The 14,434-nt window shown below is 70.2% G+C and carries 9 protein-coding genes and 1 tRNA gene; 8 read left to right on the top strand and 2 right to left on the bottom strand.

Going from position 1 to position 14,434, the window contains the following annotated elements:
- Positions 1-116: 116 nt before the first annotated feature.
- From ACFW1A_RS14785 to ACFW1A_RS14810, 6 genes are all read left to right on the top strand, one after another.
- A complete protein-coding gene (locus tag ACFW1A_RS14785) occupies positions 117-443 on the top strand; it encodes a putative quinol monooxygenase (protein ID WP_380408883.1) in 327 nt (108 codons plus the stop codon).
- Entirely contained in the window at positions 440-1,684 is a 1,245-nt protein-coding gene (locus tag ACFW1A_RS14790) for a helix-turn-helix domain-containing protein (RefSeq protein ID WP_380408885.1), read from the top strand. Before ACFW1A_RS14785 ends, ACFW1A_RS14790 begins: the two co-directional genes overlap by 4 nt.
- A 331-nt stretch (positions 1,685-2,015) precedes the next feature.
- On the top strand, positions 2,016-2,252 hold the full coding sequence (locus tag ACFW1A_RS14795; protein ID WP_380408887.1) for a hypothetical protein: 237 nt from the start codon (positions 2,016-2,018) through the stop codon (positions 2,250-2,252).
- 779 nt (positions 2,253-3,031) lie between these two features.
- On the top strand, positions 3,032-5,788 hold the full coding sequence (locus tag ACFW1A_RS14800; RefSeq protein WP_380408889.1) for a ricin-type beta-trefoil lectin domain protein: 2,757 nt from the start codon (positions 3,032-3,034) through the stop codon (positions 5,786-5,788).
- Between the two features lie 188 nt (positions 5,789-5,976).
- Positions 5,977-9,945 carry an ATP-dependent RNA helicase HrpA gene (hrpA, locus tag ACFW1A_RS14805; protein WP_380408891.1) on the top strand — a complete coding sequence of 1,323 codons (3,969 nt, stop codon included), beginning with the start codon at positions 5,977-5,979 and terminating at the stop codon, positions 9,943-9,945.
- A gap of 128 nt (positions 9,946-10,073) precedes the next feature.
- Positions 10,074-10,150, top strand: a tRNA-Asp gene (locus ACFW1A_RS14810).
- A gap of 476 nt (positions 10,151-10,626) precedes the next feature.
- On the opposite strand, the gene bldC is transcribed toward ACFW1A_RS14810, so the two are convergent.
- Positions 10,627-10,833: a developmental transcriptional regulator BldC gene (gene bldC / locus ACFW1A_RS14815; protein WP_110667320.1), complete on the bottom strand. Its 207-nt coding sequence runs from the start codon at positions 10,831-10,833 to the stop codon at positions 10,627-10,629.
- A 559-nt stretch (positions 10,834-11,392) separates the two neighbouring features.
- Entirely contained in the window at positions 11,393-12,322 is a 930-nt protein-coding gene (locus ACFW1A_RS14820; RefSeq protein ID WP_380408901.1) for a hypothetical protein, read from the bottom strand.
- Between the two features lie 150 nt (positions 12,323-12,472).
- Here ACFW1A_RS14820 and ACFW1A_RS14825 point away from each other — a divergent pair, with 150 nt between their 5' ends.
- The gene (locus ACFW1A_RS14825; protein WP_380408893.1) at positions 12,473-13,648 is read left to right on the top strand and encodes a Glu/Leu/Phe/Val dehydrogenase dimerization domain-containing protein; all 1,176 of its coding nucleotides are present in this window, start codon (positions 12,473-12,475) and stop codon (positions 13,646-13,648) included.
- 355 nt (positions 13,649-14,003) lie between these two features.
- Positions 14,004-14,255 (top strand): DUF3073 domain-containing protein, encoded by a 252-nt coding sequence (locus ACFW1A_RS14830; protein ID WP_380408895.1) that lies wholly within the window; start codon positions 14,004-14,006, stop codon positions 14,253-14,255.
- Positions 14,256-14,434 lie beyond the last annotated feature (179 nt).

Genomic DNA, 14,434 nt, shown 5'->3' on the forward strand with positions numbered 1-14,434 from the left:
CTGGCGACATCTCTGAAGTTAGTCGCAGAGATTCTGCGAGTCAAGAACTTCTGCGAGTCGCAGAGATGCTGCGACCATGGGAGACTGTGAGCACACCCGACAGAGGAGCTGTGACCATGGGATTCGGCCTAGTAGTCCGCTTCACCACGCACGACGAGGAAGCAGCCGCGGCGTTCGACCAGCTGGCCGCTGAGACCCTGGAAGGCATCCGCACGCTGGAGCCGGGGACGCTGGTGTACGCCAACCACACCGTGCCGGATGAGCCGACGGTCCGGGTCTTCTACGAGCTGTACGCGGACCGGGCCGCCTTCGAGCGGCACGAGGAGCAGCCGCACGTCCGGCGGTTCCTGGCGGAGCGTGCTCAGTACCTCAGCTCATTCGAGGTGACGTTCCTGGACGAGGTGGCGGGCAAGGGCACCAGCGGTCTCGGGGGTACCCAGTGACACCCGACGAACGCCGGGCGTTCGGCGCCCGTGTGGCTCAGCTCCGCAAGGAACGCGGGCTCAAGCAGGACCAGCTGGCCGCCCGGATCGAGCGAACCGCTAGCTGGGTCTCCCAGGTCGAGCGCGGCGTGCAGCCTGTGGTCCGGCTAGACGTGCTGCAGTTGCTCGCCGATGGGCTCGGCGTGTCCATCCAGGCGCTGCGGCCGGATGCGCCAGCGCCAGCGCCGGCGCCTGTGGCCCCGCCCGCTGAGGAGGAGCCGAACGACCTTGATCAAGCCCGCCTTCTCATCTCGGGGCACCCCGCCCTGGATGCGGTGCTGGGGCTCACCTCGGAGGCCACCACTCCCCCGGTCGCTGAGCTCACAGCAGCGGTCGACCAGGTCTGGACTCTGACCCATGCGGCTCGGTTCGCCGAGCTCAGCACAGAACTCGGTCGCCTACTGCCGCGTCTGGAACGAGCCTCTCGGACAGCCGAAGCTTCCGTCCGGCCGGAGATTCAGGGTCTGCTAAGCCAGGCTTACCAGGCGCTGGCCGCTGCCTTTGTGCGCCAAGACGAAGCGGATGCCGCCTGGGTGGCCGCCGACCGCTCGATCCGCGCTGCCGAGCAGTCGACCCAGCCGCTCATCGTGTTCGCGGGCATCTTCCGGCTTGCGCAAGCCTTCGTACGGTTGAAGCACCTGGACCAGGCCGAACACGCGGCCGAGAGCGCCGTCAACGCGCTGAGCCGGTACACCGCGCAAAAGACTGCCGAGCCCGAAGCCCTGTCAGTCCTGGGCTCGCTCTACCTGGTGCTGGCGCTGGTTCATGCCCGGAGCGGTCGACGGGAGGAAGCTCGCGCGGCCCTGCAGAAGGCCCGGGAGGTGGCTGCACGGCTCGGTGAGGACCGGAACGACTTCAACCTGGAGTTTGGCCCCACCAATGTGGAGATCCAGGCAGTCTCGACTGCGGTGGACCTGGGCGACGCGGGAGAGGCTCTGGACATCGGCCAGCGGATCGACGCGGCCGGCCTTTCGCCAGAGAGGCGAGCCCGTCTGTTGATGGACCTCGGCCGAGCCCATGCCCAGCGTCGTCATCTCGGCGAAGCGCTGGACTGCCTCCTCCGCGCCGAAGAGCTGGCACCTGAGACGGTGCGGACTCACACGGCCGCTCGCGCGACGATTCGAGAGCTGGCCCTGGTCGCCGGGCGAGGCGCCCCCGCCGAGTTGCAGGGGCTGGCCGGACGCGCGAACGCCCTGGACTGAGCGCGGCCAGTGGGTGTCGGCAAGTTCTGGGCCTTAAGCCAGCAGGCGCTGGTCACCAGTGCTCAAGCTGGCACCGTGGCCTTGGCTCCCGTGTTACGCTTCGTGACCGTAGGTCAAGCGTAGCGACGAAGCGTAACACGGGAGCCGTGCGCCGATTACAGTGAGCAACTGCCGCTGAGTGGCCTCAGTCAGCTTGTCTCTCGTGCCGTACTTGTCTATAGCACTCTCAGCCGCCCGTGTGACGGTATCGACTCATTTTCTGGGCATAAGGTGTTCGGCTGCCCTGTTACGGAGTACGTTGGTTCTCCGTTGAGAGTGGGAGGAGTGCCTGATGACCGTCCTGCACGATCGTCCCGTCGCCACCGCGCCCATCCCTCGAACCCCTCGCGCCATCTTGGCGGCGCTTCCTGAGAACAAGCGTGAAGGCTTCGTCCAGGAGCTCCTGACCTCGGAAGACTACGAAGAGGTCATCGTCGCGTGGTGGGGATACGCGGAAGGCTTGCGTGACCCCAAGGTCGCAGAACGCCGTCGGCGCGCCCTTGAGCGCAAGGCCGCTGCTGTTGCCTGATCCGAAAAAGGCCACTCGTTTCCTCGAAGAGGACATGGTCGCAGAGAAGCGGCGAGCGATCGGACAGGCGCAGGCAGCACTTGATGATCTCTTGTCCCGCCTTGAGGTTGAGCCCCACGGGTATGTGTCTCGCCTCGGCCCATACGCCATCGATGACGACGACCGTCGCGCCCCGATCCAACGGATCGGGGCTGATCGAGGCAAGCCATGGGGCGAGCTGTTCTACATGGTGGCTGGTGGCGATCTCTACGTAACAGATATCCGGTGGACCGAGAGTGCCCTCGATGCCACCTGGGGCACTCACGCGCTCGTTGGCGTACGCCACCCCGTACGCCAACAGCCACGCACGCCGGCGTACGCTGACGGCCAAAGGTGACGTCCGTCACCCGACCGGGGCTCACCCCAACTGCCCACCCGGGGCCCAGGCCATCGCCTGAAAGCGGAAGGTCGCCGGTTCGACCCCGGCCCTGGCCACCGAGTACAGCAGGAACGATGCCCTCGAAGCGAAGCTTCGGGGGCATTCTTCGTTTCCGCCGCCCTGACGGGCTCTCGGACAGGCCCTCGGACGGGCTCTCGGACGGGCCCCTCCGCGGGCTGAGCCGCCGTCAGGAGTGCGCAGGTCGGAACACGCCGGGCCGGGGTCCCAGCAGCTGATGGATCGTGGCCGGATGTTAACGTCTCGACCGCCCGCAGATGTTCGGAAAATCACTCGAAAAGCGGGGGGAGACTGCATGACAACCAATCCCGGAGGGAGCGTCCGCACGCGCAGATCGCGTGGCGTGCGCCACCTCAGCACCCTCGTCGCCGCCTCGGCCGGCGCGCTGGCCCTGGCCGCCGGCTCGGCCTTCGGAGCGGCCCCCACCGGCGCCGCCTCGCCGGCCGCCGGGTCGCTGCAGCAGCAGTTCGCCGCGGCCGCGGAGGAGTTCCACGTCCCGGCCAACCTGCTCATGGCCCTCTCCTACCAGGAGACCCGCTGGGACTCCCACGGCGGCCAGCCGAGCACCACCGGCAACTACAACGTGATGGGCCTCACCCAGGTCGACGTCGCCGCGGTCAGCGCGGCGATCGCCGCCGGTCCGGGCCCCGACACCCTGGAGGGCCGCGGCGACGACCTGCCGCCCAGGCCGATCACCGGCACGCCCACCAAGGAGACAGTCAAGGACGGCCCGGAGCTCCACACCCTGGACGCGGCGGCCGCCCTGATCCACCGTCCGGCCGACGACCTGAAGCACGACACCGCGCAGAGCATCCGCGGCGGCGCCGCGCTGCTGGCGCAGTACCAGAAGCAGGCCGGCAAGTCGGCCTCCGGCGACCCGGCCGACTGGTACCAGGCCGTCGTCACGTACGGCGGCGCCTCGGACGCCAAGGGCACCAACCCGTTCGCCAACCGGGTGTTCGGCACCCTGCGCGACGGCGCCGCCCGGCAGACCGACAGCGGCCAGGCGGTCCAGCTGCAGGGCACGCCCGGGATCAACGTCCGGGCCGCGGCGCTGGCCACCCCGACCGCCTCGACCACGGTGCCGGACGGCACGATCGAGTGCCCGGCCTCGCTCGGCTGCGACTTCCAGCCCGCCGCCTACGCGCTGACCAACGCGAGCGACCCGACCTCGTACGGCAACTACACCAAGGCCAACCGCCCGGACGACGGCGACAAGATCCAGTACATCGTCATCCACGACACCGAGGGCGGCTTCTCCGGCTCGATCTCGGCCTTCCAGAACCCGAGCAACCAGGCCAGCGCGCACTACATCGTGCGCTCCTCGGACGGTCACGTCACCCAGCTGGTGAACACCCAGCACATCGCCTGGCACGCGGGCAACAAGACCGTCAACATGCACAGCATCGGCGTCGAGCACGAGGGCTACGCCTTCCCGACCGACCGGCCGACCTGGTACTCGGAGCAGCTGTACCAGTCCTCCGCGACCCTGGTGGGCTACCTCGCCAACCGGTTCGGCATCCCGCTGGACCGCCAGCACATCATCGGCCACGACGACGTGCCGGGCCCGCTGCAGGCGAACGTCGCCGGCATGCACTGGGACCCGGGCACGTTCTGGGACTGGTCGCACTACATGGACCTGCTGGGCGCCCCGCTCAAGGCCGACATCGGCGGCACCCTGTCGGTCGGCGGCAAGGTCACCATCACCCCGGCCTTCGACGCGACCAACCAGCCGCCGGTGAACAACACCGCCGCCCGGCCGGAGAACTTCGTCTACCTGCGCACCCAGCCGGACCCGAACGCCGCGCTGATCAACGGCGGCACCCAGAACGCGGCCGACTGGAGCGACAAGGCCGTCGCGGGCACCAGCTACGTGGTCGCCGACGTCCAGGGCGACTGGACCGCGATCTGGTACGACGGCCAGAAGGCCTGGTTCTCCAACCCCGGCGGGACCACCGCGACCGCGGACAACCGCTCCGGCCAGCCGCTGCTCACCCCGAAGGCGGGCGCCGCGTCGATCCCGGTGTACGGCCGCAGCTACCCGGAGGCGAGCGCGTACCTGCCCTACCAGGGCATCAGCGCGCAGACCGTGGCACCGCTGAACGCCACCGTCCCGGCCGGCCAGGCCTACGTCGCGCTGAGCGCCACGCCGGTCCAGTCGGACTTCTTCTACGCGATGAACATCAACGGCGACGCGATGAACGACCGCACCCGGGTCGCCGGTTGCGACACGTACTACCCGATCCGGTACAACCACCGGCTCGCCTACCTGAAGTCGACCGACGTGCAGGGCGGGGCCGCGACCCCGTGCACCCAGCCGACCGTCCCCAGCGCGGGCGTGCTGCGCGGGGCCGCCTCCGGGCGCTGCCTGGACGTGCCGTTCGCCAGCCAGGCCAACGGCGCCACCCCGGACATCTGGGACTGCAACGGCGGCGGCAACCAGCAGTGGACGGTGACCGGCAACGGCACGGTGACCGTCTACGGCGGTGCCAAGTGCCTGGACGCCTACAACAACCAGACCGCCCCCGGCACCAAGATCGACATCTTCGACTGCACCGGCGGCAGCAACCAGCAGTGGCGGCTGAACGCCGACGGCACGCTGACCGGTCTGCAGTCCGGGCTCTGCCTGGACGTGACCGGCGCGGCCACCGGCAACGGCAGCGCGCTGGAGCTGTGGACCTGCGGCGGCGGCGGCAACCAGAAGTGGAACCGCACCGGCGCGCTGCGCGGGGCCGGCTCGGGCCGCTGCGTGGACCTGCCGTGGGCCAGCCAGGCCAACGGCACCAACCCCGACATCTGGGACTGCAACGGCGGCACCAACCAGCAGTGGACGCTGACCCCGACCGGCCAGCTGACCGTCTACGGCGGCACCAAGTGCCTGGACGCCTACAACAACCAGACCTCCCCCGGCACCAAGGTGGAGATCTTCGACTGCACCGGCGGCGCCAACCAGCTCTGGCGGGTGAACGCCGACGGCACCGTGAACGGCGTCCAGTCCGGGCTCTGCCTGGACGTGACCGGCGCGGCCACCGGCAACGGCAGCGCGCTGGAGCTGTTCACCTGCAGCGGCGGCAGCAACCAGAAGTGGAACCTCGTCTGACCCCCGGTCAGTGAGCGGTTCGGGGCCCGTGCGGCCGACCACCCGGTCGGCGGTGCGGGCCCCTCGCCGTCGGGGCCCGGCCCGGGCGATCTTCCCCGGTTGCCCGCAGGTGTGACACTTGGTGCCGACGCCGAGAAACCGAGGTGCGCCCGGGCGCTCCTCCTTGCAATCCTTGAAGGATGCCCGCGATGAGTTCCCCCGCAGTCCAGCCTGCCGACGCACCGACCATCGGTGACCTGGCGGCCCGGTTGCCCGAGCTGATGCTGCGCGACCAGCAGCGGATCGGCCGCCGGCTGGACGGGGCCCGCCGGGTGCGCAAGCCCGAGGCCCGCGCCGCGATCGCTGGCGAGCTGGCCGTGGAGGTCGCCAAGGCCGAGCAGCGGATCGAGCAGCGCCGGCTCGCCGTGCCGGCCATCAGGTACCCGGCCGAGCTCCCGGTCAGCCAGAAGAAGGACGAGATCCTGGCGGCGGTCCGGGACCACCAGGTGGTGATCGTCGCGGGCGAGACCGGCTCCGGAAAGACCACCCAGATCCCGAAGATCTGCCTGGAGCTCGGCCGCGGCCTCAAGGGCCTGGTCGGCCACACCCAGCCGCGCCGGATCGCCGCCCGCACCGTGGCCGAGCGGGTGGCCGAGGAACTGGACACCCCGCTGGGCGAGGCGGTCGGCTGGAAGGTCCGGTTCACCGACCAGGTCGGTGCGGACACCCTGGTCAAGCTGATGACCGACGGCATCCTGCTGGCCGAGATCCAGACCGACCGCGAGCTGCGCCAGTACGACACCCTGATCATCGACGAGGCGCACGAGCGCAGCCTCAACATCGACTTCATCCTCGGCTACCTCAAACAGCTGCTGCCGCGCCGCCCCGACCTCAAGGTGATCATCACCTCCGCGACCATCGACCCGGAGCGCTTCTCCCGCCACTTCGGCGACGCCCCGATCGTCGAGGTCTCCGGCCGCACCTACCCGGTCGAGGTCCGCTACCGCCCGCTGGTCGAGGACACCGCCGAGGCGGAGGCCGAGGACGACGCCGTGGACCGCGACCGGGACCAGGTCCAGGCGATCTGCGAGGCCGCCCAGGAGCTCCAGGCCGAGGGCCCGGGCGACATCCTGGTCTTCCTCTCCGGCGAGCGGGAGATCCGCGACACCGCGGACGCCCTGAACAAGCTGAACCTCAAGTTCACCGAGGTGCTGCCGCTCTACGCCCGGCTCTCCTCGGCCGAGCAGCACCGGGTCTTCCAGCGCTCGAACTCGCGCCGGATCGTGCTGGCCACCAACGTGGCCGAGACCTCGCTGACCGTGCCCGGCATCAAGTACGTGATCGACCCGGGCACCGCCCGGATCTCCCGCTACAGCCACCGCACCAAGGTGCAGCGGCTGCCGATCGAGGCGATCAGCCAGGCCAGCGCCAACCAGCGCAAGGGCCGCTGCGGCCGCACCAGCGACGGCATCTGCGTCCGGCTCTACTCGGAGGAGGACTTCCTCGCCCGCCCCGAGTTCACCGACGCCGAGATCCTGCGCACCAACCTGGCCTCGGTCATCCTGCAGATGACCGCCGCCGGCCTCGGCGACATCGCCGCCTTCCCGTTCCTGGACCCGCCGGACTCGCGCAACATCAAGGACGGCGTGAGCCTGCTCCAGGAGCTCGGCGCGCTCGACCCGGACGAGAAGGACCCGCGCAAGCGGCTGACCCAGCTCGGCCGCAAGCTCGCCCAGCTGCCGGTCGACCCGCGGCTGGCCCGGATGGTGCTGGAGGCCGACCGGAACGGCTGCGTGCGCGACGTCATGGTGATCGCCGCGGCGCTCTCCATCCAGGACCCGCGCGAGCGCCCGGCCGAGAAGCGCCAGGCCGCCGACGAGCGGCACCGCCGGTTCAACTCGGAGACCTCCGACTTCCTCTCCTACCTGGCGATGTGGCGCTACGTCAGGGAGCAGCAGAAGGAGCTCTCCTCCTCGGCCTTCCGCCGGATGTGCAAGAGCGAGTTCCTGAACTACCTGCGGATACGGGAGTGGCAGGACATCTACACGCAGCTGCGCACGGTCGCCAAGCAGCTGGGCGTGACGATCGAGGAGCCCCGGCCGGACGCCGAGCCGGACGCCGACCGGATCCACCAGTCGCTGCTCTCCGGCCTGCTCTCCCACATCGGCCTGTTCGACGTGGAGAAGCGCGAGTACGGCGGCGCCCGCGGCGCCCGGTTCGCGGTCTTCCCGGGGTCCGGCCTGTTCAAGAAGCCGCCGCGCTGGGTCATGTCGGCCGAGCTGGTGGAGACCTCCCGGCTCTGGGCCCGGATCAACGCCAAGATCGAGCCCGAGTGGGTGGAGCCGCTGGCCGGCCACCTGACCAAGCGCACCTACAGCGAGCCGCACTGGGAGAAGAAGGCCGGCGCGGTGATGGCCTTCGAGCGGGTCACCCTCTACGGCGTCCCGATCGTGGCCCAGCGCCGGGTCAACTACGGCCGGATCGATCCGGAGCTCTGCCGCGAGCTGTTCATCCGCAACGCCCTGGTCGAGGGCGACTGGGAGACCCACCACCACTTCTTCGCCGCCAACCGGAAGCTGCTGGACGAGGTCGAGGAGCTGGAGAACCGGGCCCGCCGGCGCGACATCCTGGTGGACGACCAGACCCTGTTCGACTTCTACGACGCCCGGCTGCCGCAGGACGTCGTCTCCACCCGGCACTTCGACTCCTGGTGGAAGAAGACCCGGCACGAGCAGCCGGACCTGCTCAACTTCGAGAAGTCGATGCTGATCAACGACGCCGCCGGCGGCGTCACCGAGGCCGACTACCCGGACCACTGGCAGCAGGGCAAGCTGCGGTTCCAGCTGACCTACCAGTTCGAACCGGGCAGCGACGCCGACGGGGTCACCGTGCACATCCCGCTGCCGGTGCTCAACCAGGTCTCCTCGGAGGGCTTCGACTGGCAGATCCCGGGCCTGCGCGCGGACCTGGTCACCGCCTGGATCCGCTCGCTGCCCAAGGCGATCCGGCGGGGCTTCGTGCCGGCCCCCGACTTCGCCAGGGCGGCGCTGGGCGAGATGACCAACCGCCAGGAACCGCTGCTGCCCACCCTGGAACGGGTGCTGCACCGGATGGGCGGCCAGCCGATCCCGCCCGAGGCCTGGGACGAGGAGCGGATCCCCGAGCACCTCAAGGTGACCTTCCGGGTGGTCGACGGCAAGCGCAGGCTCGCCGAGTCCAAGGACCTGGAGGAGCTGCGCCGCAAGCTGACCCCGAAGCTCAAGGAGACCCTCTCCTCGGCGGCCAGCGGCCGCGGCATCGAGCGCTCCGGGCTGACCGAGTGGCCCCCGGACCTGCCGCTGATCCAGCGCACCTTCGAGCAGCGCTCCAAGGGCCACTCGCTGCGCGCCTACCCGGCCCTGACCGACGAGGGCGCGTCGGTCTCGATCAAGCTCTACGACACCCCGCAGGCTCAGGAGCGGGCGATGTGGGAGGGCACCCGGCGGCTGCTGCTGCTCACCACCACCTCGCCGGCCAAGGCCATCCAGGCCCGGCTGGGCAACCAGGCCAAGCTCGCCCTCTCCTACAACCCGCACGGCTCGGTGCCGGCCCTGTTCGAGGACATCACCGCCTGCGCCGCCGACCGGCTGATGGCGCTGAACGGCGCCCCGGCCTGGGACGCGGAGGCCTTCGGCACGCTGTACGACAAGGTCCGGGCCGACCTGTACGACCTGTCGGCCGACACCACGCTGAAGACCGCCAGCGCCCTGATCGCCTTTCACCGGGCCACCACCCGGCTGAAGACGGTCAGCAGCCCGGTGCTGCTGAGCGCGGTGAACGACGTCAAGCTGCACCTGGCCTCGCTGGTCCACCCCGGCTTCGTGACCGGCACCGGCTGGCAGCGGCTGGGCGACGTGAAGCGCTACCTGATCGCGGTGGACCGCCGGCTGGAGGCGCTGCCCAACCACCCCCAGCGCGACCTGCAGCACCTGCTGAAGGTGCAGGAGGTGCAGCGGGCCTACGGCGAACTGCTGGCCGCCGTACCGGCCGGGCAGCAGCCCGGCCCCGAGGTGCTGCAGATCCGCTGGATGATCGAGGAGCTGCGGGTGAGCTTCTTCGCCCAGTCGCTGGGCACACCGGCGCCGGTCTCCGAGAAGCGCATCCTGAAGGCGATGGACGCCGCTTGGGCCACCCTCTGAGGCACTCCCCCAGGTCGGACCGGCAGCCGCCCGGAGCCGGTTCGACCTGGGGGCCAAACATGCAGTACGATCTGTCTTGTCGCTGAGACGAACAGCGGCGAAACACTGAGGTCAGCAGTGAAATCCCTGGCCCTGTGGAGCAGTTGGTTAGCTCGCCACCCTGTCAAGGTGGAGGTCGCGGGTTCAAGTCCCGTCAGGGTCGCCACAAGCAAGAGGCCCGGAACCGTAAGGTTCCGGGCCTCTTCGCGTTCACCGGGCCGGCCCGGACGGACCGTCAGGTCATTATCGTCAGCTCGGCCCGGACCACAAGAGTGACGCCTGTGACGGTCGTCACTTATCTTTTCTTGAACTTGGCCAGGTGCAACCCCCCCTGCATACCGACTAATTTAATATATAAAATTGTACTGACTCTCGACGCGCTTTCGGCGGACTTCGCGGGCTTTCCCGACTGCCGTCACACGGATTTCATCGCGCCCCGCACGCCCCGTAAATGACGCGTGATAGGGCTATTTTCTGGTCAAATGACAGTCATGAAATAGTTGATGCTCATGTCGCACCGGCGGCCGGAAACAGCCCGCCGGGCATGCCGAAGGGGCCGTCCCCGGGACCCGGCGGAGTCCAGGGAACAGCCCCTTCTGCAAACCTCTGGCCGGCGGGCTTGAGCGGGCCGCCGGGGCAGGATCAGGCCTCGCTGCGCTGGGCCGGAATCCCGGCCAGCAGGGCGCGCACCTCCGCCTCGCGGTACCGGCGGTGGCCGCCAAGGGTGCGGATGGACGTGAGCTTGCCCGCCTTGGCCCAGCGCGTCACCGTCTTGGGGTCGACACGGAACATGGTGGCAACCTCTGCCGGAGTCAGCAGGGGCTCTGCGTCAGGGGTACGAGCGGTCATGAGCGGCCTCCTCGGAGAACCGAACCAGGGCGGTTCTATCCTTCAAATTCTGCACCTTGGCCCGCGATGCCCGAAATGGCACAGACGGACCGAGTCGGTTATAGGACGAACGGCTTGTCCTGGTGTCTACAACTACACCATCCGTCCAGCCCTATCGACCAAACCGCCAAAATTGACCCCTCACGGGTTCAAGCACGACGGATGGCGATGGACCACCCCATAGCGGACAGTCACCATATCGTGACAACCGGTTATGGAGAGCCCAGATCTACTGTTTCCCCCCAAAGGGAACACCGACCCCAGATCCACCCAAAAGTGGGCGGGTAAGAGGAGAGTTGGGCTGCTTGTCCCATTTTTACCCTTAGCTGTGAGTTCGGGTCAACGGTGAGTAGTGTCACGTTAGTCAGGTATTGACCCGAACCGGGACCTTGGTCCCGGATCTCCCGAACAGGTGAGTGATCCGGTCGTCGCACCGGAACCGCCAGCCCCCACGCACCCCTGAACCCCCGTCAGCCCCGTCCGTCCCCGTTGTCGCCCCGTCAGCCCGGGCCCGGCCCGCTCAGTTCGCCTGGCGCAGCGCCAGCACCCGCCGCCACCGCTCCGTCACCACCCGGTAGGCCCCCTCGGCCCGCTCCACGTCGCCCTCGCGCAGCGCGGCCAGACCGTCCGCCACCTCGGCCGCCGACTGGTCGGCGGCCAGCTCCGGCCCGCCGATCGCGTGCACCAGGCCGCCGTAGTCCAGTTCCACCAACGAGCGCGGGTGGAACTCCTCCAGCCAGCGCCCGACCTGCTCCGCCCCCAGGGTCAGCGGCGCGTCGGCCAGCCGCTCGCGCAGCACCCGGTAGCCGCGCGCCACCCGCCGGCGGGCCTGCGCCATCGGAGTCAGGTAGTACAGCGCCGCCGGCACCCCGGGCTGCCCGTCGGCGGCGGGCTCGGCCGGCAGGAACCGCCGGTCCTCCGCCCCGAACGGCAGGAACCAGCGCACCGGCACCTCCCAACGGCTGGTCAGGATCCACGGCCGGGCGTCCGGATGGGCCGCCCGCCAGTGCTCCTGGGCGGCCAGCGCCTCCTGCCGCACGGCCTGCGGCAGCACCGAGTCCAGCAGCGCCACCGGCAGCGACTCGCGCAGCTCGTCCAGCGCCTGCCAGCTGCGCAGCCGGGTGGCCCACGGGCAGACGTAGGTGACCGCGTCCAGCACCCGGACGAAGGCCTGCTCGGCCTCCGCCTCCGGCCCGTCGACCGGGGGCGCCCCGATCGGCAGGGCGCGCGAGGCGAACGGGAGCAGTTCGGCGAGCGCCCCCCGCTGAGCCTCGAGCGCCGCCCGGGCCACCGGTTCGCCGGCCGAGGCCGCGTCCGGGCCGTGCTCGGCCGCGTACGCCTGCCAGCGCGAACGCTCCGGTTCCGGGTAGGCGGCCAGCGGCTCGTACACCCGCAGGTGGGCGGCGTAGGGCGGCAGCACGGAGGTGCGCACAGCGGTCACGTCCTGCATCGTCGCACGTGCCACCGTCACTGCGGGAGGGCCGCGGAGTGCCGTCCGGATCCCGGGACCGCACCCCTGGCGGCCCGGCCCGCGGACTACGCTTCGCCGTAGATGGCCCGCACCACAGCAAGCGGGCCCGCAGATACTGGAGTCACCACAGTGACCGACGTACGCACTGCATCCGCGACGCCCGCCGCACGAGGCGCGCTGAGTCGGATCTTTGGTACCGCGCAGGACGCCGCCCCGGGCGACGGGCACGAGCAGGTCGTGCTCTGCCACGACCGGACCTCCGGCCTCAAGGCGATCATCGCCATCCACTCCACGGCACTGGGCCCCGCCCTCGGCGGCACCCGGTTCCACCAGTACGCCTCCGAGGAGGAGGCGCTGGAGGACGCGCTGCGGCTCTCCCGCGGCATGAGCTACAAGAACGCGCTGGCCGGGCTGGACCTCGGCGGCGGCAAGGCCGTGATCATCGGCGACCCGGCCCCCAAGGCCGAGGGCGGCGACAAGTCCGAGGCCCTGCTGCGCGCCTACGGCCGCTTCGTGCAGTCGCTGGCCGGCCGCTACATCACCGCCTGCGACGTGGGCACCTACGTGCAGGACATGGACGTGGTGGCCCGCGAGTGCGACCACGTCACCGGCCGCTCGCCCGAGCACGGCGGCGCCGGCGACTCCTCGATCCTCACCGCCTTCGGCGTCTTCCAGGGCATGCGCGCCTCCGCGCAGGCCCGCTGGGGCCAGCCGACGCTGCGCGGCAAGCGGGTCGGCGTGGCGGGCGTCGGCAAGGTCGGCCACTACCTGGTCGGCCACCTGGTCGCCGACGGCGCCACCGTGGTCGTCACCGACCCCTTCGAGGCCGCCGTCAACCGCGTGCGGGCCGCCCACCCGGACGTCGAGGTGGTCGCCGACACCCGGGCCCTGCTGAACGCCAAGCTGGACGTCTACGCCCCGTGCGCGCTCGGCGGCGCGCTGGACGACGACACGGTCGCCCAGCTGACCGCGGCGGGCACCTCGGTGGTCTGCGGCGCGGCCAACAACCAGCTGGCCCACCCGGGCGTGGAGAAGGACCTGGCCGACCGCGGCATCCTGTACGCGCCCGACTACCTGGTGAACTCCGGCGGCGTGATCCAGGTGGCCGACGAGATCGACGGCTTCAACTTCGAGCGGGCCAAGAACAAGGCGACCAAGATCTTCGACACCACGCTGGAGATCTTCACCCGGGCCGCCGCCGACGGCGTGCCGCCCGCGGTGGCCGCCGACCGGCTGGCCGAGCGCCGGATGCGCGAGATCAGCGCCCTGCGCACGGTGCTGCTCCCGGGCGCCCGCCGGGGCTGATCGCTCCGCTTCCAGAGGGTCCGCTCCGGATCACAATGTGGAACCGGAATGCCTTTTGTCCCCCGATCGGGCGTCGAGCGCGCCACGGTCGGGGGATAATCGGTCGCAGAACGACGGTCCCGGGCTCGCACCGGGCACCCTGTGAATGCCCGCGTTTCCCCGTTTGACCAGGAAAGACCTGGTCCCGGGGAGCGACAGTGCGCGCCACGTGACATCGGCGACGTACCGTCCGGGGGCGGAAACAGGTACCGTGGATGCTCCAAGGGACGGCTCTCCCGATTCGGGCAAGCCGCTCCCGATCATGAACACGTGTCAGACTCGGGGCCGTGAGCCCCATCGTTGAGGGGGTCGACCCATGGGGCGCGGCCGGGCCAAGGCCAAGCAGACGAAGGTCGCCCGCGAGCTGAAGTACAACAGCGGCGGCTTCGACGCTAACCGTCTGTCCAGCGAGCTGGGCGTTACACCCGTCCGTCCGGTCAACCCTGAGCCGGTTGAGGACGAGGACGAGGACGACCCCTACGCCGCCTACGCGGATTACTACAACGACGACGAGGACGACGAGGAGGAGGCCGAAGCCGGCCACCACCAGTCCCGCCGTCGAGCCTGACTCCGTGCCCTGACCGGTCCGAGCGCCCAGTGCGCCGGGCCGGTTTTCGGCGTGTCCGCACGGTGTGCGGGCCGGACGGCCGTGGGGGGGGGGGGCCGCCGCGGGGCCCGGCGCCGCCCCCCCCCGCGCGCCCCGCGCGGCCGGGGGGGGGGGCGGGGGGGGGCGCGCCCCCGGCCGGG

Source organism: Kitasatospora sp. NPDC058965 (genome assembly GCF_042741245.1).
Classification (GTDB): Bacteria; Actinomycetota; Actinomycetes; order Streptomycetales; family Streptomycetaceae; genus Kitasatospora.

Excerpts from the sequence above, each read along its gene's own strand:
- ACFW1A_RS14795 (WP_380408887.1), top strand. The coding sequence starts at position 2,016 with ATGACCGTCCTGCACGATCGTCCCGTCGCCACCGCGCCCATCCCTCGA.
- ACFW1A_RS14830 (WP_380408895.1), top strand. The coding sequence starts at position 14,004 with ATGGGGCGCGGCCGGGCCAAGGCCAAGCAGACGAAGGTCGCCCGCGAG.
- bldC (WP_110667320.1), bottom strand. The coding sequence starts at position 10,833 with ATGACCGCTCGTACCCCTGACGCAGAGCCCCTGCTGACTCCGGCAGAG.
- ACFW1A_RS14820 (WP_380408901.1), bottom strand. The coding sequence starts at position 12,322 with ATGCAGGACGTGACCGCTGTGCGCACCTCCGTGCTGCCGCCCTACGCC.
- hrpA (WP_380408891.1), top strand. The coding sequence starts at position 5,977 with ATGAGTTCCCCCGCAGTCCAGCCTGCCGACGCACCGACCATCGGTGAC.
- ACFW1A_RS14785 (WP_380408883.1), top strand. The coding sequence starts at position 117 with ATGGGATTCGGCCTAGTAGTCCGCTTCACCACGCACGACGAGGAAGCA.